Below are 18,726 nucleotides of genomic sequence, written 5' to 3' on the forward strand. Positions count from 1 at the left end.
TGGGTGGGTTTTGGGCGGGTTGTCGTTGCCGAACTCTGCGGTGCTGGTCTTGCCCATAGCATCATCGGGGTTAGGTTCTTGAAGTCTTGCAGGTAGCTCTCTGTGACCAGGGCTCGCACACGGGTGCTTGGTTGCCTGCTGCTGCCGGGCTTTCACAGTAAACCCGGCAGCTCATCAGGCGCATTGTGATAGGAGGTAAAAATCCGTTCATCGAATATATACCCTGCAGATCGAGTATTACGCTAGCTTCCCTCTTGATCCCTCGCAATCTCTTCGCGCGCCCTCAGTACCCGGTGGAGGAAGTTCTGCACGGGTGCATCTACTCCGCTCGCTTCTGCGCGCCGGACGATCTCCCCCACCTGGTCATCCAGTTCGGAGGGTCGCCCCTCGGCCAAGTCGCGTTGCATGGACGATGTAGTGCCGGGAGCAAAAACATCGGTGTAAATCGCAAAAGTATCCTGCACGTCCTGTTCGGTGAAGGTAAGGCCGTGTGCACGGGCAACTCTCGCGGTTTCCTGGATAGCTTCGAGCACGAGGTTGCGGGTTGAGTCGTGGGAGCGAGTTTGGCCCACCGTCAGCTGCGATACGGCGCCGACACCGCCGTAGGAGGCAATCAGTGCCAGCTTCTTCCAGAGGGCACGGTGAATATCGCTGGTCGGAGTGATTTCAACCGGTGTCCTCTCAAACATGTCCTGTACACGGCTCAGGCCATCGGAGCTATTTCCGGCCTGGAACTCCCCCACCGTCAGTTGCGCCTCTCGGCCCAGTAGGTGAACGGTCTGCGGGCTTTTGCGCTCCACAATGACCACGCAGGTTGAAGCAAGCGTGGGGTTTTTCGGTAGAGTGCGGGCGCAGTGTTCCGGAGCGGTGATACCGTTTTGAACCGTCAACAGCAGGGCCGAGCTGGGAATTTTACCGTCAAGCTCCTCAACGGCTCCTGGCACTTGCCAGGCCTTAGTAGCAATCAGCACCGCATCAACATCAAACTGCTCAGTCACATCGGTGAATACGCTGGCAATACTGACCGACTCCTGACTACCGTCTGCCCGCTGGACGGTAATCTCTGGCTGGCTCCCCGTAGCAAGAGGCCAGGAGCTTCGTGCTTTCAGGTGGATATCGTGACCGGCTTGCGCCAAGGTTGCGGCGAAATAGAGCCCCATGGCTCCTGCACCGTAAATCATGATATTCATATTTACCTATAGTATTCTAAATCACCATGAAAACCCCTTTGCGTGAACCATCATTAACCGGCAATGAAAAAGAGCTTGTCCTGGGCTACCTCAGCTTTCAGCAACAAGTTTTTATACGTAAGTTACACAATGAGCACGGGGACCTACTGTCTGATGAAGTGCTTTCCAAGGCTCTTCCACCCAGCACTATGACCCTCAAAGGTATGATCGCCCACCTATGGTTTGTAGAAGACTACTGGCGTCAAGAAGTTCTCCTAGGCCAAAACCTACCCCAGCCCTGGCAATCAATGGACTGGGACGCTGACCCAGACGCAGACTGGCACATTAGACTCCCAACCCCTCAGTGTGTCACACACCTACAAGACTCTATGCAGGCAACCCACCGGCTCCTAGAAGCCAGCAACTGGGACCAACTAAGCACAGGTAAACTCAAGGACGGCACCCGCTTCTCCTACCGCTGGGTTGCCCTGAATCTGGTGGAAGAATGGGGCAGGCACCTGGGCCACGCTGATTTGCTCCGAGAAAACATTGACGGGACGGTGGGTGATTGAGAAACCAGCATTCTTGGGTTTCTCGCACCTCCATCGAGCAAGCTCTGCCCCTGGCGAGAGCTACCTGTCAGCATGGAGGCACCCCAAAAGTGCACCCCCACTTCCTTCTTGGTTTCTTCAAGCCTTTTGGGAGCTGCCTAGAGTGCTCAGCTAGGCTAGTAGCGCATTAAAAAGCTCAGAAGTTGAGGGGTGGGTGTAGATACCCTCTCCTAGAGCTTCAGCAGGAATCTTCTGGGTCATGGCCAGGGCTACCGTGTTAATCAGTTCTTGGGAGTCAATGCACCAGAGGGTAGCGCCAAGAATCTGATTGGTCGTCCGGTCTATTACAAACTGGGCGATACCCTCGGGCTGGCCCATTATTTTGGGGCGGGGAACAATCGCCAGGTCAGCGATTGCAGATTCACGCACCTCAATCTCATAGTCTCGGGCCGCTTCCTGGGCGGTAAGTCCTACTGTAGAGAGCGGTGGGTCAATGAAGGTAGTGGCCGGTAGTAGGCGGCCGGTGCGGGTACGGGAGCCATCGCCCCATCGGTGAGACAGCACGATGCGGTGATCATCATAGGAGGCGTAAGTGAACTGGGGTGCACCTGTGACGTCTCCGACCGCGTAAATTCCTTCTACGCTGGTGCGACAGTGCTGGTCGACCTTGATCCCCTTTTCGGTGTAGTCGACACCGGCTGCCTCAAGGTTAAGCCCGGCAACTGCGGGACGGCGTCCTGTGGCTACCAGAATAACCTCATCGCCCAGCTGTTCATTGGCCTGCTCTGCCGAAATACGCCGGTCAACAATGGCGATACCCTGAGCTTCTAGGTGCTCACGCACCGCCTGGGCAATGTTCCTGTCCAGGGCGGGTAGAAAGTCACCTTCACCCTTATAGATAGTCACCCTGCTACCGAAGCCAGAGAACATGGTGGCAAACTCAAGACCAATCGGTCCACCGCCAATAACAGCCAGGGTAGCCGGTGTATGCTCAAGCTGCTGGATGCTGGTGGAGTCGTGGAGTCGTCCACCCACCTCAACTCCAGAAGAAGCACCGGTGTTAATGATGATAGTGGATGCCCTGACCTGTACCTGCTCCCCCACCTGCACGGTTGAAGAATCAACGAACCGGGCCGGTCCATCGAGCAGGAGCACGCCCTTGCCCTCCACCATTTTCTGGTTAGCGGCCCTAAGACGGGCGATGAAGCTGTTACGGTCATCTCGTGCCGGCTTAAACTCCCTGCGCTTGTGAGACTGGTTCAGCAGGAACTTGGTCGGTACGCAACCAATATTGATGCAGGTACCGCCGTACATTGCGGGGTCTTCTTCCACCAGCGCTACCTTGTCCCCAGCAGCAGCTCGTTTCATGGCGATCGTTTTGCCGGCCTTGCCAAAGCCAAGTACCAGCACATCAACGGTTAACTCTTCCATCCTGCTCCTTACCTCATAGATTTTCTGTGGATTTTCCCTGCCCATCTTACTCCTCTTAACCTCCGCTCCGGTCACCCGGCTGAGGCTCCTAGAAGCCAGCGACTGGAGCCAACTAAGCACAGGTAGGCTCAAGGACGGAGCCCGCTTCTTCTGCCCCTGGATTGCTCTGCATCTGGTGGAAGAATGGGGCAGGCGCCTGGGCCAGGCTGATTTGCTCCGAGAAAAAATATTGATAGAGCATGGATGATTGGTTCACCTTTGGCAGTGTACAGTATGGTCAAATACAGTGCTTGAAAACACACTTCTAGCCGTCTAGCTATTGCTAGAGCCAGATCAGAAATAAGGTGCAACATGTCAAAAACAGAGTGGAATCTGGGACTTGCCCAACGCAAACCCCTGCCAGGCCTCAACAATCTTGAAGCCCTACGAGAGGACATTCGGGAAACCCTCCACAAGCACCCCCAGCTTGACTTGTTGGTCTACCCCGAAATGCACCTCCAAGATGTCTTTGCCTACCCACCAGATGAACACCGACAACACATGCTGAACTGGGCCACTCCTCTTGACGGGGATCTGGTCAGGGCGCTGGGGCAACTGGCTCATGAGTTCAGGATCTGGTTGATTCCCGGCAGTATCAACGAAAGCCACCAAGGAAAGCTCTACAACACTGAGCTCCTCATAGCACCCAGCGGTCACCTACAGGCGGCCTACCGTAAGATGTTCCCCTGGAGACCCCACGAACCTCATGACTACGGCAGGGAGTTTATTACCAGCACAATTATGCACCCCAGCCAAGTATCAGACTCGGTAGCAGCTGGACAAGATCAATCCAGCCTGACTCTAGGGCTCTCAAATTGCTATGACACCTGGTTCCCTGAGCACAGCAGACATCTAAGCTGGCTAGGGGCCCAGGCTATTATCAACATAGTCAAAACAACCAGTGATGACCGTCAACAAGAACTCATCCTTGCACAAGCCAACGCTATCAGTAACCAGATCTACTTCTTCAGCGTCAATTGCGCTGAGCCGCTAGGGCGAGGCGGTAGTATCGCCGTAGATCCAGAAGGAAAGATTCTAGCCCAGGCAGCAGGTGGAGAGGAAACGCTCCTTGTCCAATACTCGCAGGAGGTTTTAGACAGGGTAAGGCAAGAAGGCACCTGCGGAACCAACCGTATCTGGCATCAGTTCACCGCCCAAGACCCACCCATCGCACTACCCATGTACAGCGGACAAATTAACCCTGCAACCTGGGCACCTTCCGTACAAGGAGCGCACTCATGACAGAAAATAGCCAAGCACGGCTACCTCAAACCCTCAAATTACCCTCCCTAGTAATTTTTGGTTTGGCCTACCTTACCCCGCTCATCGTTCTCGGAATCTTTGGAGTTATCGCCTCCACTACCCAAGGGGCTAGCTCAGGGGCATACCTTATTGCTCTGCTAGCAATGCTCTTTACTGCCAACAGTTACAGTAGGTTAGCCGGTATCTACCCAGAAGCGGGCTCTGCCTACACCTACGTCCGTAAGATCTTAGGCAACCGCATAGGGTTTTTGGTCGGTTGGCTCACTCTCCTCGATTATCTTTTCCTGCCCATGGTGATCTGGCTAATTGGCGGGGCCTACCTCAACGCCCAATTCCCAGATATCCCAACCGCCCTGTGGATTGTCCTATTCGTCCTCATCACCACAGCTCTGAATATCATTGGGATTAAAGTAGCCGATAAGGTCAATCTAATTCTCATGGCCTTCCAGATCCTGGTGCTGGTCATATTCGTCGTGCTCACCTGCTTGACCCTGGCAGGGGCATCGCAGAACCTCTTAAGCCTGGCGCCTTTTACGGGTGGATCTAATTCAAACTTTGCGCTCATCACCGCAGGCGCCGCCATTGCAGCATATTCTTTCTTAGGCTTCGACGCGGTAACGACCCTAGCCGAAGAAACACATGAGGCTGAAAAAACCGTACCCAGAGCTATCTTCTTTGTTGCTCTAATTGGCGGTGCAATCTTTATCGTCGTTTCATACTTTGGCCAGCTGGTGCACCCCGGCGGTATCTTCGAAAATGTAGATTCTGCTGGGTTTGAAATTGCCAAGACCGTAGGAGGCAACCTCTTTGCCTCTATCTTCGTTGCGGCGCTCATTATTGCTCAGTTTACTTCAGGTATCGCAGCCCAGGCAGCAGGCAGCCGTCTGCTCTTCGCTATGGGGCGAGATAAAATGCTACCCTCCAAAATCTTTGGTTTTTTGAGCCGCCGCACACAGACCCCCGTCTACAGCATCATCACCATCGGCCTTGTCGGCGCTCTAGCCGTTTTCCTTGACCTTACTACCTCTACCTCTTTCATTAATTTCGGTGCCTTTGTCTCCTTCACCATGGTCAATATCTCCCTCATCCTTTTGTGGGCGCAGTCAAAGAAAAATGCAGGCCACCAAGGCAGGTTAGTCCGAGACCTGGTGGCACCTACCATCGGCGCCCTGGTTATCGTCTACCTGTTGCTACAGCTAGACGGCGCCGCTATCAGGCTGGGTCTTATCTGGTTGGGCTTAGGGCTCTTGCTCCTAGCCGTTAAGACTCGTTTCTTCACCCACAACCCACCGGAATTTTTAGCTGAATAGCCCACTAACCCCAGATACATGGAGCTACTTAGAGGAAAAGTCCCTTACCCCGCGCGCTCAGCGGGGTAAGGGACTTTTGGCTCAGAAAAGAAGCACAGCTGCTGGCAACAATTTAGATGTTGAAGCCCAGGGCTCTCATCTGGTCACGGCCGTCTTCGGTAATGCGCTCTGGGCCCCACGGGGGCATCCAGACCCAGTTAACATGCCACTCATCAATCATGGTTTCCAGGTTCTGAGCGACCTGTTCCTCGATGACGTCCTGTAGGGGGCAGGCTGCGGTGGTTAGGGTCATATCCAGCACCAGGGCGCCTTCATCGTTCCAGCGCATACCGTATAGTAAGCCCAAATCTACGATATTGATCCCTAGCTCGGGGTCAATCACGTTCATGAGGGCTTCCTCAATCTCTTCTTGGCTGGGGGCACCAGCGGGAGCCTCAGACATTGCAGTCACCTTTCGTAAGCGGTTTGGTGGGCTTACTTAGCGGCTAGGTAGCGCTCGTAGCCTTCTTCTTCCAGGCGGTCTGCCAGTTCGGAGCCGCCCTGGTCTACCATCTTGCCATCTACGAAAACGTGCACGAACTGCGGCTTGATGTAGCGCAAGATTCGGGTGTAGTGGGTAATGAGCATGACGCCCATATCGTTCTCGGCGTGAGCGCGGTTAACACCCTCAGAGACGACCTTGAGTGCATCAACATCCAGGCCGGAGTCGGTTTCGTCCAGGATGCCGAACTTGGGCTTGAGTAGTTCCAGTTGCAGAATCTCGTGGCGCTTCTTTTCGCCACCTGAGAAGCCTTCGTTGACGTTACGGCTAATGAAGTCCGGGTCAATGGAGAGGTTCTCCATAGCTGCCTTAACATCTTTGGTCCAGGTGCGCAGGGCAGGTGCTTCGCCGTCAACAGCGGTCTTAGCTGAGCGTAGGAAGTTGCTCATAGTGACACCGGGGATTTCAACGGGGTACTGCATAGCCAGGAAGAGGCCAGCACGTGCACGCTCATCGACCGACATTTCAGTGACGTCTTCGCCATCAAGCAGGATCTGACCGGAATCGATCTGGTATTTGGGGTGACCGGCGATAGTGGAAGCCAGGGTTGACTTGCCTGAGCCGTTGGGTCCCATAATGGCGTGGATTTCGCCAGAGTTGATGGTCAGGTTGACGCCCTTCAGGATGGGCTTGGTGTTGTCGTCATCGAGGATGACTGAAACGTGTAGGTCCTTGATTTCAAGGGTTGCCATGAGTTGTTTCTCCTAGAGAGGTAAAGCTTTAGTTATTGGATAGCGCGAGTTCGGCTTCAAGTGCCGCGAAGAGCTGTTCTTCGAGCTCGTCAATGCGAATCTGCTGGATAATCTCGTTGAGGAAGCCACGAACGACCAGGCGGCGGGCTTGATCTTCGGGGATACCTCGAGCCTGCAGGTACCAGAGGTGATCTTCATCGAGCTGGCCGGTGGTGGAAGCATGGCCGGCGCCCTCAATGAGGCCGGTTTCGATTTCCAGGTTGGGCACAGAGTCGGCGCGGGGGCCGTCTTCCAGAATCAGGTTTCGGTTGAGCTCGTAGGTGTCGGTGCCTTCGGCGTCCTTACCGATCAGAACGTCACCCACCCATACAGAGCGCGCGCCCTTGCCCTGCAGTGCACCCTTGTAGGTGACGCGGGACTTGCAGTTGGGCACGGTGTGCGCAACGAACAGGCGGTTTTCCATATGCTGGTTGGCATCGACAAAGTAGAGGCCGTACATCTCAGTTTCAGCGCCGGGGGCGGTGAACTTGGTGGAGGGGGTAACTCGGACCAGGTCGCCGCCCAGGCTGATGTTGATGTGCTTAAACTTGGCGTCGCGCCCCAGTGAAGCGTACTGGGCTGAGGCGTGGATTGCGTCCTTCTCCCACTGCTGGAGGGTGATGACGGTCAGGGAGGACGAGTCGCCTACCTTGAACTCCACGTTCTGTGAGAGCACAGCGCTACCGGTGTGGCGCAGAACCACAAGGGCCTTGGAGAAAGGCTTAGTTTCGATAAAGAGGTGCTGAGCGGACGGGTCCTTGTGGGTTCCCTCGATATTGACCTCGATGCGCTCGGTCAGCTCGGCTTCTGCGGGGACGGTAATAGCGGTTGCCTGGGCGAAAGCGCTCCACGCGTTTGCCGCTACACGGTCCTCGGGGATGCCGGCGGACCCGATACGGGCATCGGTGCGCTCGACGGTTTCTACCTGGACTTCGGCGGGAGCGGTGACCTGCGTAGCGGGTGCCTCACCGGTCAGCTGCTCGGTGTGCAGGCCCCCCAGCCGCTTAAGGGGGGTAAAACGCCAGTCTTCTTCACGGCCTGTTAGGGCGGGGAAGTCCTCTACCTTAAAGGAGGTCTTGCGCTCGGCGCGCGAAGCGTCGATTTCTACCTTGTCGGTGTTGTGCTGAGAGACGCGGATGGTGTCATCGGTGGCCAGCTCTGATGCCAGCTTTTCACCTTCCTGGTCCATACCGGGAATGAGGGGGTTGTTGTGCCCCTGGTTTGCTTCGTTAGCCATAATTTAGCCTACGGATCCTTCCATCTGGAGTTCGATCAGGCGGTTGAGTTCTAGGGCGTATTCCATGGGGAGCTCGCGGGCAATGGGCTCTACGAAGCCGCGAACAATCATAGCCATGGCTTCGTCCTCGGGCAGGCCACGCTGCTGGAGGTAGAAGAGCTGCTCTTCAGAAACACGGGAGACGGTCGCTTCGTGGCCCATGGTGACGTCGTCTTCGCGGATATCTACGTAAGGGTAGGTATCTGAGCGGGAGATGGTGTCCACCAGCAGGGCGTCACAGACCACGGAGCTCTTAGCTCGTGAGGCACCTTCACGGACCTGAACCAGGCCTCGGTAGGCCGCACGGCCGCCGTTACGAGCTACCGACTTGGAGACGATAGTTGATGAGGTATTGGGGGCGATGTGCACCATCTTGGAACCGGTGTCCTGGTGCTGGCCTTCACCGGCGAATGCGATGGATAGGGTCTCGCCTTTAGCCTGTTCACCGACCATGTATACGGCGGGGTACTTCTGGGTGACCTTTGAGCCGATATTGCCGTCAATCCATTCCATGGTTGCGCCCTCGTGAGCGATAGCGCGCTTGGTCACAAGGTTGTAGACGTTGTTGGACCAGTTCTGAATGGTGGTGTAACGAACGCGAGCGTTCTTCTTGACAACAATTTCAACCACAGCGGAGTGCAGTGAGTCGGTCTTGTAGATGGGGGCGGTGCAACCCTCAATGTAGTGAACGTAGGAGCCTTCATCGGCAATGATGAGGGTACGCTCGAACTGGCCCATGTTCTCGGTGTTAATACGGAAGTAGGCCTGCAGAGGGATTTCTACGTGGACTCCCGGGGGAACATAGACGAAGGAGCCACCGGACCATACAGCTGTGTTCAGCGCTGCGAACTTGTTATCGCCGGCGGGGATAACGGAGCCGAAGTATTCCTCGAAGAATTCGGGGTGCTCTTTGAGGGCGGTATCGGTATCCAAGAAGATGACGCCCTGGGCTTCAAGGTCTTCACGGATCTGGTGGTAGACAACCTCAGACTCGTACTGAGCGGCAACACCAGCGACGAGGCGGTTACGTTCTGCCTCGGGGATACCCAGCTTTTCGTAGGTGTTACGGATGTCTTCGGGCAGTTCTTCCCAGGTTTCTGCCTGTCGTTCGGTGGAGCGAACGAAGTACTTGATGTTGTCGAAGTCGATATCCGACAGATCAGCGCCCCAGCTGGGCATGGGTTTGCGGTCGAAGAACTTGAGAGCCTTTAGGCGGAGGTCAAGCATCCACTGGGGTTCGCTCTTCTTGCCTGAAATGTCGCGCACGACATCTTCGTCCAGACCACGCTTTGCAGCCTGGCCCGCTTCATCTGAGTCGGCCCAGCCGTACTCGTAGGTACCGATACCTTCGAGTTCGGGGTTTGCCTCCAGAATCTCTGAAATGACGGTGTTGTTGGCCTTGCGCTCAACCTGTTCAGTCATTACGGCCTTTCTTGGTGGGTTGGTTTTCGCTGGGTGGCCAGCGAAATCTTCTTCTCTCCGGGCTTGACCTCTTGTAGCGGGTAAGGCCCGGTGGGAAAGTCTATTGGTTTCTATCAGCGGTGGTAGCTCTTGCGTCTTGCTCGGTGAGCTGAGTGGCCGCTGCCCGCCCCAGCGGAATGTGGGTGGTGCAGACGTGGGCGCCATTGGCCATGGTTGAAAGCCTGCGCACGTCAACTCCCAGGAGGTCGGAAATAATCTCTGTTTCCTGGTCGCAGAAAACGCTGAAGTCCTCGGCGAGGTCCCTGACCGGGCAGTGCCCCTGGCAGAGCTGAATGGATGCAAGCAGGTGGTCGGGGAGCTTGGTGCGAGAGCCTGGGCGTGCCGGGCTCATCTCTTGGGCAGTGGCCACGAAGCCATCTCGAGTCATGGCTTCAGCCAGGGCTTCAGCTCGGGCTGATACATCGTCTCCCGCTGCTTCAACAACCGGGCGGTAGCGTTCTGCCATCTCGTGGGCCCGCGCGCTGGCGAATTGACGGAGCGCGCTCTCCCCTACGGCATCTTTGAGCATGGTGAGTGCATCGCGGGCAATGTCCAAGTAGTCGTTGCCCAGTTCGCTGTGGCCGCGGGGTGCTATGACATAGCGCCGGGCGGGACGGCCAGCGCCTGCCCCGTGTTGCCGGTGGCTGGCAACCTCAATGAGGTTATCTTTTTCAAGGACGTCAAGGTGACGGCGTACAGCTGCCGGGGTAAGGCTGAGTAGCTCACCCAGTTTGGCCGCAGAAACAGGGCCGTGAGTGAGAACTCCTTGCAGAACGCGATCGCGGGTGCGTTCCTCTGTTTCTGCAGGGCGCGTTGTCTTTACGGACACAGTGCTGCCTTTCTCTGCGGAATACACCAATAAAGTATGTCGTAATTGGCCGACATTAAGCTAGTAAGGTCACCCTATTTAACGGGGTACAGTTGGTCACATTTATTATGAGTTTCTCATATTAACCTCTTATTTGCCCGCTAAAGTAGGAGTCATCGACCGCGGGCGGTCAAAGTTAGCTGAGAAAGTTGTTTCAAACGCCCAGCTAGACCTCAACATCCTCTGGAAGCCACTAGAATGGACGGGTGATTACACACTCCCATAGCCCCGGCACCGCCTGCCCTCAAGAAAACCCAGCTCACCAGAGCTCACCTGCTCTCATGATTGACGGGCTGGTCAAGGACTTCTCCCCTTCAAAGACATACGCACGCCAACACCCAGATGCCCTCACTGACACTGGTCTTAAGCGCGCGGTCAATGGCCTTTCCCTAGAAATTCATAGGGGGCAGGTAACCGTCCTATTAGGTGCCAATGGTGCTGGCAAAACGACTACCCTTGCATGCGCCCAGGGCCTGCTCAATCCTGATGCTGGGACTATCTCCTTGCTGGGCCAGAACCCCTGGGGAGCTTCCCCCGACTTGCGTGCTAGGGTTGGCATCATGCTTCAGGACGGCGGCCTACCTCCGGCTGTTAGGCCTATCCCCCTTCTTAAGCATGTCGCCCGCATGTACTCCGACCCCTTGAACGTCGATGAAATAGCCAGACGATTGGGAATTGACGCTTTCAACGGAACCACTATTCGCAGATTATCCGGCGGCCAGAAACAAAGGGTTGCCCTGGCAGCAGCACTTATTGGACGTCCAGAGGTTCTTTTTCTCGATGAGCCAACCGCTGGCCTCGATCCGCAATCACGGGCCGTTGTCTTCGACATTATTCGTGAACAGCGCCAGGCCGGTGTCGCGGTTATCTTGACCACCCATCTGCTCGATGATGCCCAGCGAATTGCCGACTATGTGTACATGATTGAACGCGGTTCAGTGGTTCTCTCTGGGACTATGGACCGGGTGCTTATGGCTGGTAGCCAGGCAGAAAAGACCCTGACCTTCACTGCTCTGCCCGGCCTAACCAGCAGCCTTATCTTTACCCCGGCTCAGGCTCAGCAGATCACCCTACTTGAAGAATCGTCTGGCTTCTACCGGCTAGTCGGGGACATCACCCCCCAGCATCTGGCGGAGCTGACGGCTTACTGGGCTAAACACAAGATCATGCCCGGTGAATTTGAACTGGCTAACCGCTCCCTCGAAGACGTATTCCTTGAACTAGCAGGCAGAGAAATCCGATGAGCACTACAGCACCCAAAACCCAACAGGCCACAGCCGCTTCCTCCCCTGCGCGCATTCTTGCTCAGGGCCGTTTTGAAACCCTGGCTATGCTCAAAAATGGTGAACAGCTCATGCTCAATGTCGCTTTCCCAGTCATGGCGATTTTGGCCCTCAACTTCACTGGCTTCCTAGACCCCTGGGCACAGCGGTACGGGGTAGCCCGTATCGACGTTGCTATCCCCGGTGTGCTTGCCCTGTGTGTTCTCTCCACGGCGCTCTCAGGTCAGGGCATCGCCACAGGCTTCGACCGCCGCTACGGTGTTCTCCGATTTATTTCCACCACTCCGCTGGGGCGCGGCGGGCTGGTAGCCGGCAAGGTACTGGCCGTACTTTCGGTCCTCCTCATTCAGTACCTGCTGGTAGGCGCGCTCGGGCAGCTTCTTGGATGGACGGCAACTATCCCCGGTCTACTGCTCTCAGCCCCAACACTCCTACTGGGCGCGGCCTGCTTCACCTCCCTAGGACTCCTCATTGCTGGCACTGTCAGGGCTGAAGCCACCCTAGCAATTGTCAATATGGCCTGGGTCATCCTGGCAGGTGCAGGCGGCATCCTTATTCCCACCGACCGTTACCCGGCATGGCTCTCGCAGCTGATCGACCTCCTGCCCTCAGCGGCACTTGGTAATGCTCTACGCGGGGATTTTGTGGGCCACCAGTTCCTCCTGGTACCTCACATTATTTTGATTCTGAGCACCGTGCTCTTTGGCGCTCTGGCCGTCCGTTTCTTCAAATGGTCTGCCTAAGACCACCCTCCACCAGTGAAAGAAAAGTTCATGACTAGCAGGAACTCATCTAACCCCTCATCTGAGAGAGCTCAGCGGCTACCAGTAGCTAGCAAGGTCATACCCAGCAGCTATACCCCCTGGATTAAAAAAACAGCCTGGGCTTTAGCTATCGCCAATATCTTCTTGGTTATCTCCGGTGGCGTTGTTCGTCTCACGGGCTCAGGGCTGGGCTGTGACACCTGGCCTAAGTGCACCTCCGATGGATCCTGGACAACCACCCCCGAAATGGGCATCCACGGCTTGGTGGAGTTCGGCAACCGCCTCCTGACTTTTGTGCTGGTTATTATCACAATTGTCGCTTTTATCGCTATCCTGGGCATCGTTTTCCCTCAGCGGGTCAGCACCGGTTTCTTCGTCAAAAAGCTCATCTTTGGTGCCCGGGCCCACGAGTCCCGCTATGCGGACCTCTTCAATCTCACTTTGCTTCTGCTCTGGGGCATCCCCGTCCAAGCGGTTGTCGGTGGTATTTCTGTCTGGCAGAAACTCAACCCCTGGATGGTCACGGCCCATTACATCCTGTCGGCAATCATGATTGCACTTGCGGCTATCTATCTCAATCGTATTTACCGGTACTTTGGTGGTACTGCTCAGGCTGAGGGGTTGACGGCAGAGGCACCTCGTGAAGGCTCAGGCCTTATGCGGGTCCTCGGCTGGCTAGGCTTCGCTCTGGTTGCCGCACTCATCTTTATGGGTACCGTGACCACAGGTACCGGACCTCACGCTGGTGATGCTGAAACCCACCGCCATGCTTTTGACCCTGTGCTGATAACCCGACTCCACGGAACCCTAGTCTGGACCTACTGCGCCACGGTCTTGGCTTTCTTCGTATTGGTCCGTAAATACGCTCTAGCCCCGATCTTCACCAAGTCCCTTTTCTGGGTTCTGCTTGTTTTGGGCTACCAGGCAATTGTGGGCTACACCCAGTACTTCAACGGCCTACCTGCCTGGCTGGTTGAGTTCCACCTGATTGGGTCAGGTATCTTCTCTCTAGCCGCTGCGTCGCTTATTGAGCGTCAGCTGGTTCTATCCAGTGCAGCCTCCCGCAAGCGTGCACTGGAGCGTATCAGCTAGGCCACGACTGAATGCAAAAAATGGGGCCCAGCCTGCAGCGAGCAGGCCGGGCCCCAATTTTATTCTGTCTTGCGCTTATATTGACAGAACAGCTGAACCCACAAAAGGATCAATAGCCAGAGCAATGAAAAGTACAGTCAAGTAGGTAATGGAACCGTGGAAGACCACCATGGCAGTTCGGCTCGTAGCCTGTTCTTTGAGGGCCAGAGCGTGAAGCTTGTGGCAGTGGTAGAGAAACCAGGCACCAATCAGCAAGGCGGCAATCGTATACACCCAGCCTGCTCCCCCCAAGGGAATCAGCAGCAGGGAACAAATCACCATAGCCCATCCATAGAGAACGACTTGGACAGAGACACTCTTAGCAGAGTCTGTGGCTCCTAGCATGGGAATACCGGCGGCACGGTAGTCCTCGGCATATTTCATGGAGAGAGGCCAGTAGTGCGGGGGTGTCCAGAGGAAAATCACCATGAAGAGCACAAGAGCGGCCCAGGAAATGGTGTTTTCGACAGCGGCCCAGGCGATGAATACCGGCATGCACCCGGCAAGGCCGCCCCAAACGATATTTTGTTTGGTGCGTTTCTTGAGCCAGAGCGAGTAGAAGACGACATAGAGGAAAATTGCGACTAGGCCCAGAGCTGCGGCTAGCGGGTTCACCAAGAAGTAGAGGTAAATAATCGAAATAACCGATAGCACCCAAGCGAATACCAGGGCTTGGCGGTCAGTGAGCTCACCGGTGACCAAGGGGCGCTTCTCGGTACGCTTCATCAGTCGGTCGGCATCGCGGTCGATGTAGCAGTTAAAGGCACACGAGGCACCGGCAGCCAGGGATCCACCAATCATGGTGTTGAGAACGAGCCAGAGATTGGGGAAGCCCCCCGCAGCAAAGATCATGGTGGGTGCTGTTGTCACCAAAAGGAGTTCGATAATCTGAGGCTTAGTCAGATGAATGTACGCCTTCACCTTGCGCATCAGGGAAATCTGGCCGGGTACAACCGACTCAGGTGCTGTAGAACGCACCTTATCGCGGTCAATCACGGTGTTGATGCCATGGCCCTTCACGTATACTGACTTCCCTTACAGGTCGAGTGTCGTGCTCTTATAACTACCTACCGGTAGTGGTATTCACTATGTGAAATTCCCGGTGATTTCGTGGCGCATGCCCACTCAATCTTTTTATGGCCAGCTGTTACACCAAGTTACCCAGTTTTTAGTGTTTTGGGTCACTTATGAGGGGTGTAAAAATCGTTTGCAAGCAGGCCAAAAGAGCTTTTGTTCAAATTACATCGTATAACGACAGGGCAGGCTGTGCCTAATGTTGCCCGGGTGCCCTTTAGCACCTCCGTCCGCCCTCAGGCGAACCCGGCCAGTAGGTGCAGGTGTGAACTATCCTTAGAGAAGATACTTTTTGCCCATTTACCACGCACGGAAGACCAGTGCTGGCAGGGCAGATTGACAAATAATTGTCACTATATCTGGGCAACCAGAGCGAGAGAGGATGGCCTATGCCTAATCTGAACCAGAAACTTGAATGGACTGAAAAAGATCAGCGAGCTGTTGACACCGCCCGCGTACTTGCAGCGGATGCAGTTGAGAAGGTCGGTTCAGGCCACCCCGGTACCGCAATGAGCCTGGCCCCCGTTGCATACCTGCTCTTTCAGAAAGTAATGCGCCACGACCCTACCGATGATCGCTGGGCAGGCCGAGACCGTTTTATCCTCTCTCCTGGACACACCTCGCTGACTCTCTACAACCAGCTCTTCTTAGGCGGGTTTGGTCTGGAACTCGACGACATCAAGGCTTTGCGTACCGCTGGAGCCCTCACCCCCGGCCACCCCGAGTTCGGGCACACCAAGGGTGTAGAAATTACGACCGGCCCACTGGGCCAGGGCCTGGCCTCGGCAGTAGGTTTTGCCTATGCGCAGCGCCGCATGCGCGGTCTATTTGACCCCGAAGCAGCTCCCGGCACCTCGCCTTTTGACCACACCATCTTCACCATTGCTTCTGAAGGCGATGTTCAGGAAGGCGTTACCGCCGAAGCCAGCGCACTTGCCGGTCACCAGCAGCTCGGCAACCTGGTTGTCATCTACGACCGCAACCACATCTCAATTGAAGATGACACGGATGTTGCCTTCACCGAAGACGTAGCAGCCCGTTACGAGGCCTACGGCTGGGATGTCACCACAATCGATTGGACCGCAGGCGGAGAGTACCAGGAAGACGTTGAGGCGCTCTACGATGCTATCGTGGCGGCCACGAAGGTTACCGATAAGCCCTCCTTTATTGAACTGCGCACCATCATTGGCTACCCGGCACCTCATAAGCAGAACACCGGCGGCATTCACGGCTCCAAACTGGGTGCCGACGAGGTAGCCGCCACCAAGAAGATTCTAGGTTTTGACCCTGAACAGCACTTTGCTGTTGAGCCTGAGGTTCTTGAGCACACTCGCGGGCTGCTTGCTCGTAGTGCCGCTGAGCGCGCCGAATGGGACAAGAACTTTGAGACCTGGAAGCAGGCTCATCCCCAAGAAGCCGCCCTCTACGAGCGTCTTATTGCCGGTGAACTTCCCAAGGACCTAGACCAGGCTCTACCTGTCTTTGAGGCTGGTACCGCTGTGGCTACCCGTGCCGCCAGCGGTAAGGTCATCAACGCCCTGGCCCCCCACCTGCCAGAGCTGTGGGGTGGCTCCGCTGACCTGGCCGGTTCTAACAACACCACCATTGACACCGAGAAGAGCTTCAATCCTCAGGCCCGCTCCACCAAGGCTTGGACTGGCCACCCCTACGGTCGCGTTCTGCACTTCGGTATTCGTGAGCACGCAGCAGCGGCTATTACCAACGGTATCGCTCTGTCCTCACCAACCCGTCCCTTCTCCGGCACTTTCTTTGTCTTCACCGACTACCAGCGCCCTGCAGTTCGCTTGGCAGCACTCATGGGTGTACCCAACATCTTCGTATGGACCCACGACTCCATCGGGCTGGGTGAAGATGGCCCCACCCACCAGCCTGTAGAGCATCTGACAGCAATGCGCGCTATCCCCAACCTGGATGTCGTCCGCCCCGCAGACGGTAACGAAACCGCCGTTGCCTGGCGTAAGATTCTCGAGATCAAAGATCACCCGGCAGGCCTGGTGCTCTCACGCCAGAACCTGACCAACCTTGCTCGTGAAGACCTGCACCCCAAGGCTGAGGGTGAGAAGTTCGCTTCAGCCCAGGGCACCGCACGCGGTGGCTATGTGCTGGCTGATACCGAGGGAACCCCGGATGTCATTCTGATTGCTACCGGCTCCGAGGTTGAGCTTGCTCTGGCCGCGCGCACCCAGCTTGCAGAAGAAGGCATTGCGGCTCGTGTTGTCTCCATGCCTTGCCGCGAGTGGTTTGCCGCTGAGAGTGCGGAGTACCGCGAGTCGGTTATCCCTGCCGCTGTCAAGGCACGAGTTACTGTCGAAGCCGGCTTGGCTATGTCTTGGCAGGACCTCTTGGGCCATGCTGGTCGCGCTGTCTCTCTGGAACACTACGGTGCATCTGCCTCAGCCGAAGAGCTCTTCGCTGATTTCGGTTTCACCGCAGAGAAAGTAGCTGCAGCAGCACGCGAGTCCATCCAGGCCGCCCAATAACCACAGGGTTCCGTGCGCGGTACCCGTACAGAGAGCGGCGGCTGGCCTGCTTTCTGCTCTTGACCTATATGAGCCCTAGCCGGAGCGCATCAGCCCGGCTAGGGCAAGCAACTACAGAGGAAATATACCAATGACTACACCTACCCAGAAGCTTTCCGACGCCGGCGTCTCCATCTGGCTCGATGACCTTTCCCGTGAACGCCTGTCCAGCGGTAACCTGCAGACCCTGATTGATACCAAAAACGTTGTTGGCGTGACCACCAACCCCAGTATTTTTGCCGCAGCACTGAGCAACGGCGCGGCCTACGCTGAGCAGATGAAAAAACTCGCAGAGCAGGGCACAGAGGCAGAAGCCGCGGGCTTCGCCGCCATGATTGATGATGTACGCGATGCCTGCGACGTTTTTGCTCCCATTTACGAGGCAAGCCAGGGCTTTGACGGTCGCGTCTCCATTGAGGTCAGCCCCCTGCTGGCTCGCCAATCTGATGCAACTTTTGCTCAGGCAAAGCAGCTCTACACCGCTGTTGGCCGTGAAAACGTCATGATTAAGATTCCCGCCACCGAAGAGGGTCTTGCCCCCATTGCGCAGACCCTGGCCGAGGGTATCTCGGTCAACGTCACTCTGATCTTCTCGCTGGAGCGCTACCGCGCAGTCATCAACGCTTACATGCTGGGCCTAGAGAAAGCACTGGAGAACGGTAAGGATCTGTCAAAGATTCACTCCGTAGCTAGCTTCTTTGTCTCCCGTGTCGACACCGAAATTGATGCCCGTCTCGATGCCATTGCTACCGAGGAGGCCCTGGCCCTGCGTGGCAAGGCCGGTCTTGCTAACGCCCGTCTGGCTTTTGAGGTCTACGAGCAGGCATTCGAGTCAGAGCGCTGGGCACGCCTTGAAGCCGCTGGGGCTAACCGCCAGCGCCCGCTCTGGGCCTCAACAGGTGTCAAAAACCCCGCCTACCCCGACACCCTCTATGTCACCGAGATTGCCGCCCCCGGCACCGTGAACACCATGCCTGAGGCAACCCTCATGGCGACCTTTGACCATGCAGAGGTCACCGGTAATGCGATTGCAGGCACCTACGAAGAATCAAGCCAGGTACTCAACCAACTTGAAGCAGTAGGTATCTCCTACAAGGAGATAGTTGAGAAGCTGGAAACCGAAGGTCTAGATAAGTTCGAGATTTCTTGGAAGGAACTACTCGATACCGTTCAGGCAGCACTCAGCTCTGAGGCATAAGGACCCCAATAGATCGGGTTTTGACCTGGCCGGTACCCTTCTCGGTACCCGGCCAGGTAAGCCCGGTAAACTAATGCATAGACAGGGTAGCGCGTA

Annotated in this window: 16 protein-coding genes; 8 read left to right on the forward strand and 8 right to left on the reverse strand. The window is 56.1% G+C overall.

The genetic code is table 11. The annotated features are described in order from the left end of the window. Window positions 1-242 precede the first annotated feature (242 nt). Window positions 243-1,190, reverse strand: coding sequence for a ketopantoate reductase family protein (locus ACN08V_RS08600; RefSeq protein WP_419105260.1), 948 nt, complete (start codon window positions 1,188-1,190; stop codon window positions 243-245). A 26-nt stretch (window positions 1,191-1,216) separates the two neighbouring features. Between ACN08V_RS08600 and ACN08V_RS08605 the strand changes: the two genes are divergently transcribed. Then, complete coding sequence (locus ACN08V_RS08605; protein ID WP_419105261.1) at window positions 1,217-1,741, forward strand: DUF664 domain-containing protein; 525 nt, start codon at window positions 1,217-1,219, stop codon at window positions 1,739-1,741. A gap of 150 nt (window positions 1,742-1,891) precedes the next feature. Here ACN08V_RS08605 and ACN08V_RS08610 read toward each other — a convergent pair whose 3' ends face one another. Beyond that, window positions 1,892-3,151, reverse strand: a complete 1,260-nt coding sequence (locus ACN08V_RS08610; RefSeq protein WP_419105262.1) for an FAD-dependent oxidoreductase — start codon at window positions 3,149-3,151, stop codon at window positions 1,892-1,894. A 351-nt stretch (window positions 3,152-3,502) separates the two neighbouring features. On the opposite strand from ACN08V_RS08610, the gene ACN08V_RS08615 reads away from it, so the two are divergent. Further along, entirely contained in the window at window positions 3,503-4,432 is a 930-nt protein-coding gene (locus tag ACN08V_RS08615; RefSeq protein ID WP_419105263.1) for a carbon-nitrogen hydrolase family protein, read from the forward strand. Continuing rightward, a complete protein-coding gene (locus ACN08V_RS08620; protein ID WP_419105264.1) occupies window positions 4,429-5,763 on the forward strand; it encodes an APC family permease in 1,335 nt (444 codons plus the stop codon). The genes ACN08V_RS08615 and ACN08V_RS08620 overlap by 4 nt, the downstream gene beginning before the upstream one ends. A gap of 112 nt (window positions 5,764-5,875) precedes the next feature. Here the strand turns inward: ACN08V_RS08620 and ACN08V_RS08625 are convergent, their stop codons facing one another. Genes ACN08V_RS08625 through ACN08V_RS08645 form a run of 5 tightly spaced genes read right to left on the reverse strand, consistent with a single transcriptional unit; the run spans window position 5,876 to window position 10,601 of the window. Beyond that, window positions 5,876-6,205, reverse strand: a complete 330-nt coding sequence (locus ACN08V_RS08625; RefSeq protein WP_419099760.1) for a metal-sulfur cluster assembly factor — start codon at window positions 6,203-6,205, stop codon at window positions 5,876-5,878. A 32-nt stretch (window positions 6,206-6,237) separates the two neighbouring features. Continuing rightward, complete coding sequence (gene sufC, locus ACN08V_RS08630; RefSeq protein ID WP_419099761.1) at window positions 6,238-6,996, reverse strand: Fe-S cluster assembly ATPase SufC; 759 nt, start codon at window positions 6,994-6,996, stop codon at window positions 6,238-6,240. Between the two features lie 28 nt (window positions 6,997-7,024). After that, window positions 7,025-8,272 carry a Fe-S cluster assembly protein SufD gene (sufD, locus tag ACN08V_RS08635; RefSeq protein ID WP_419099762.1) on the reverse strand — a complete coding sequence of 416 codons (1,248 nt, stop codon included), beginning with the start codon at window positions 8,270-8,272 and terminating at the stop codon, window positions 7,025-7,027. Between the two features lie 3 nt (window positions 8,273-8,275). Continuing rightward, window positions 8,276-9,937 (reverse strand): Fe-S cluster assembly protein SufB, encoded by a 1,662-nt coding sequence (sufB, locus tag ACN08V_RS08640; RefSeq protein WP_419105265.1) that lies wholly within the window; start codon window positions 9,935-9,937, stop codon window positions 8,276-8,278. Further along, a complete protein-coding gene (locus tag ACN08V_RS08645) occupies window positions 9,834-10,601 on the reverse strand; it encodes a helix-turn-helix transcriptional regulator (protein ID WP_419099764.1) in 768 nt (255 codons plus the stop codon). Before ACN08V_RS08645 ends, sufB begins: the two co-directional genes overlap by 104 nt. A 320-nt stretch (window positions 10,602-10,921) precedes the next feature. Here ACN08V_RS08645 and ACN08V_RS08650 point away from each other — a divergent pair, with 320 nt between their 5' ends. Genes ACN08V_RS08650 through ACN08V_RS08660 form a run of 3 tightly spaced genes read left to right on the forward strand, consistent with a single transcriptional unit; the run spans window position 10,922 to window position 13,779 of the window. Further along, on the forward strand, window positions 10,922-11,884 hold the full coding sequence (locus tag ACN08V_RS08650) for an ABC transporter ATP-binding protein (RefSeq protein ID WP_419105289.1): 963 nt from the start codon (window positions 10,922-10,924) through the stop codon (window positions 11,882-11,884). Beyond that, the gene (locus ACN08V_RS08655) at window positions 11,881-12,666 is read left to right on the forward strand and encodes an ABC transporter permease (RefSeq protein ID WP_419099765.1); all 786 of its coding nucleotides are present in this window, start codon (window positions 11,881-11,883) and stop codon (window positions 12,664-12,666) included. Before ACN08V_RS08650 ends, ACN08V_RS08655 begins: the two co-directional genes overlap by 4 nt. Before the next feature lie 30 nt (window positions 12,667-12,696). Then, window positions 12,697-13,779, forward strand: a complete 1,083-nt coding sequence (locus tag ACN08V_RS08660) for a COX15/CtaA family protein (protein WP_419105266.1) — start codon at window positions 12,697-12,699, stop codon at window positions 13,777-13,779. 75 nt (window positions 13,780-13,854) lie between these two features. Here ACN08V_RS08660 and ACN08V_RS08665 read toward each other — a convergent pair whose 3' ends face one another. Next, window positions 13,855-14,796, reverse strand: coding sequence for a heme o synthase (locus ACN08V_RS08665; RefSeq protein ID WP_419099810.1), 942 nt, complete (start codon window positions 14,794-14,796; stop codon window positions 13,855-13,857). Between the two features lie 485 nt (window positions 14,797-15,281). On the opposite strand from ACN08V_RS08665, the gene tkt reads away from it, so the two are divergent. Together tkt and tal are read left to right on the forward strand one after the other, a co-directional pair. Beyond that, a complete protein-coding gene (gene tkt / locus ACN08V_RS08670; protein ID WP_419099767.1) occupies window positions 15,282-17,393 on the forward strand; it encodes a transketolase in 2,112 nt (703 codons plus the stop codon). A 130-nt stretch (window positions 17,394-17,523) separates the two neighbouring features. Continuing rightward, the gene (gene tal, locus ACN08V_RS08675; protein ID WP_419099768.1) at window positions 17,524-18,630 is read left to right on the forward strand and encodes a transaldolase; all 1,107 of its coding nucleotides are present in this window, start codon (window positions 17,524-17,526) and stop codon (window positions 18,628-18,630) included. Window positions 18,631-18,726 lie beyond the last annotated feature (96 nt).

This window comes from Rothia sp. P5766 (assembly GCF_048513555.1).
Lineage (GTDB): Bacteria > Actinomycetota > Actinomycetes > Actinomycetales > Micrococcaceae > Rothia.

Coding starts and splice junctions, on each gene's coding strand:
- ACN08V_RS08600 (WP_419105260.1), bottom strand. CDS start 1,190: ATGAATATCATGATTTACGGTGCAGGAGCCATGGGGCTCTATTTCGCC.
- ACN08V_RS08620 (WP_419105264.1), top strand. CDS start 4,429: ATGACAGAAAATAGCCAAGCACGGCTACCTCAAACCCTCAAATTACCC.
- tal (WP_419099768.1), top strand. CDS start 17,524: ATGACTACACCTACCCAGAAGCTTTCCGACGCCGGCGTCTCCATCTGG.
- ACN08V_RS08660 (WP_419105266.1), top strand. CDS start 12,697: ATGACTAGCAGGAACTCATCTAACCCCTCATCTGAGAGAGCTCAGCGG.
- sufB (WP_419105265.1), bottom strand. CDS start 9,937: ATGGCGCCCACGTCTGCACCACCCACATTCCGCTGGGGCGGGCAGCGG.
- sufD (WP_419099762.1), bottom strand. CDS start 8,272: ATGGCTAACGAAGCAAACCAGGGGCACAACAACCCCCTCATTCCCGGT.
- sufC (WP_419099761.1), bottom strand. CDS start 6,996: ATGGCAACCCTTGAAATCAAGGACCTACACGTTTCAGTCATCCTCGAT.
- ACN08V_RS08605 (WP_419105261.1), top strand. CDS start 1,217: ATGAAAACCCCTTTGCGTGAACCATCATTAACCGGCAATGAAAAAGAG.
- ACN08V_RS08615 (WP_419105263.1), top strand. CDS start 3,503: ATGTCAAAAACAGAGTGGAATCTGGGACTTGCCCAACGCAAACCCCTG.
- tkt (WP_419099767.1), top strand. CDS start 15,282: ATGCCTAATCTGAACCAGAAACTTGAATGGACTGAAAAAGATCAGCGA.
- ACN08V_RS08625 (WP_419099760.1), bottom strand. CDS start 6,205: ATGTCTGAGGCTCCCGCTGGTGCCCCCAGCCAAGAAGAGATTGAGGAA.
- ACN08V_RS08650 (WP_419105289.1), top strand. CDS start 10,922: ATGATTGACGGGCTGGTCAAGGACTTCTCCCCTTCAAAGACATACGCA.
- ACN08V_RS08610 (WP_419105262.1), bottom strand. CDS start 3,151: ATGGAAGAGTTAACCGTTGATGTGCTGGTACTTGGCTTTGGCAAGGCC.
- ACN08V_RS08655 (WP_419099765.1), top strand. CDS start 11,881: ATGAGCACTACAGCACCCAAAACCCAACAGGCCACAGCCGCTTCCTCC.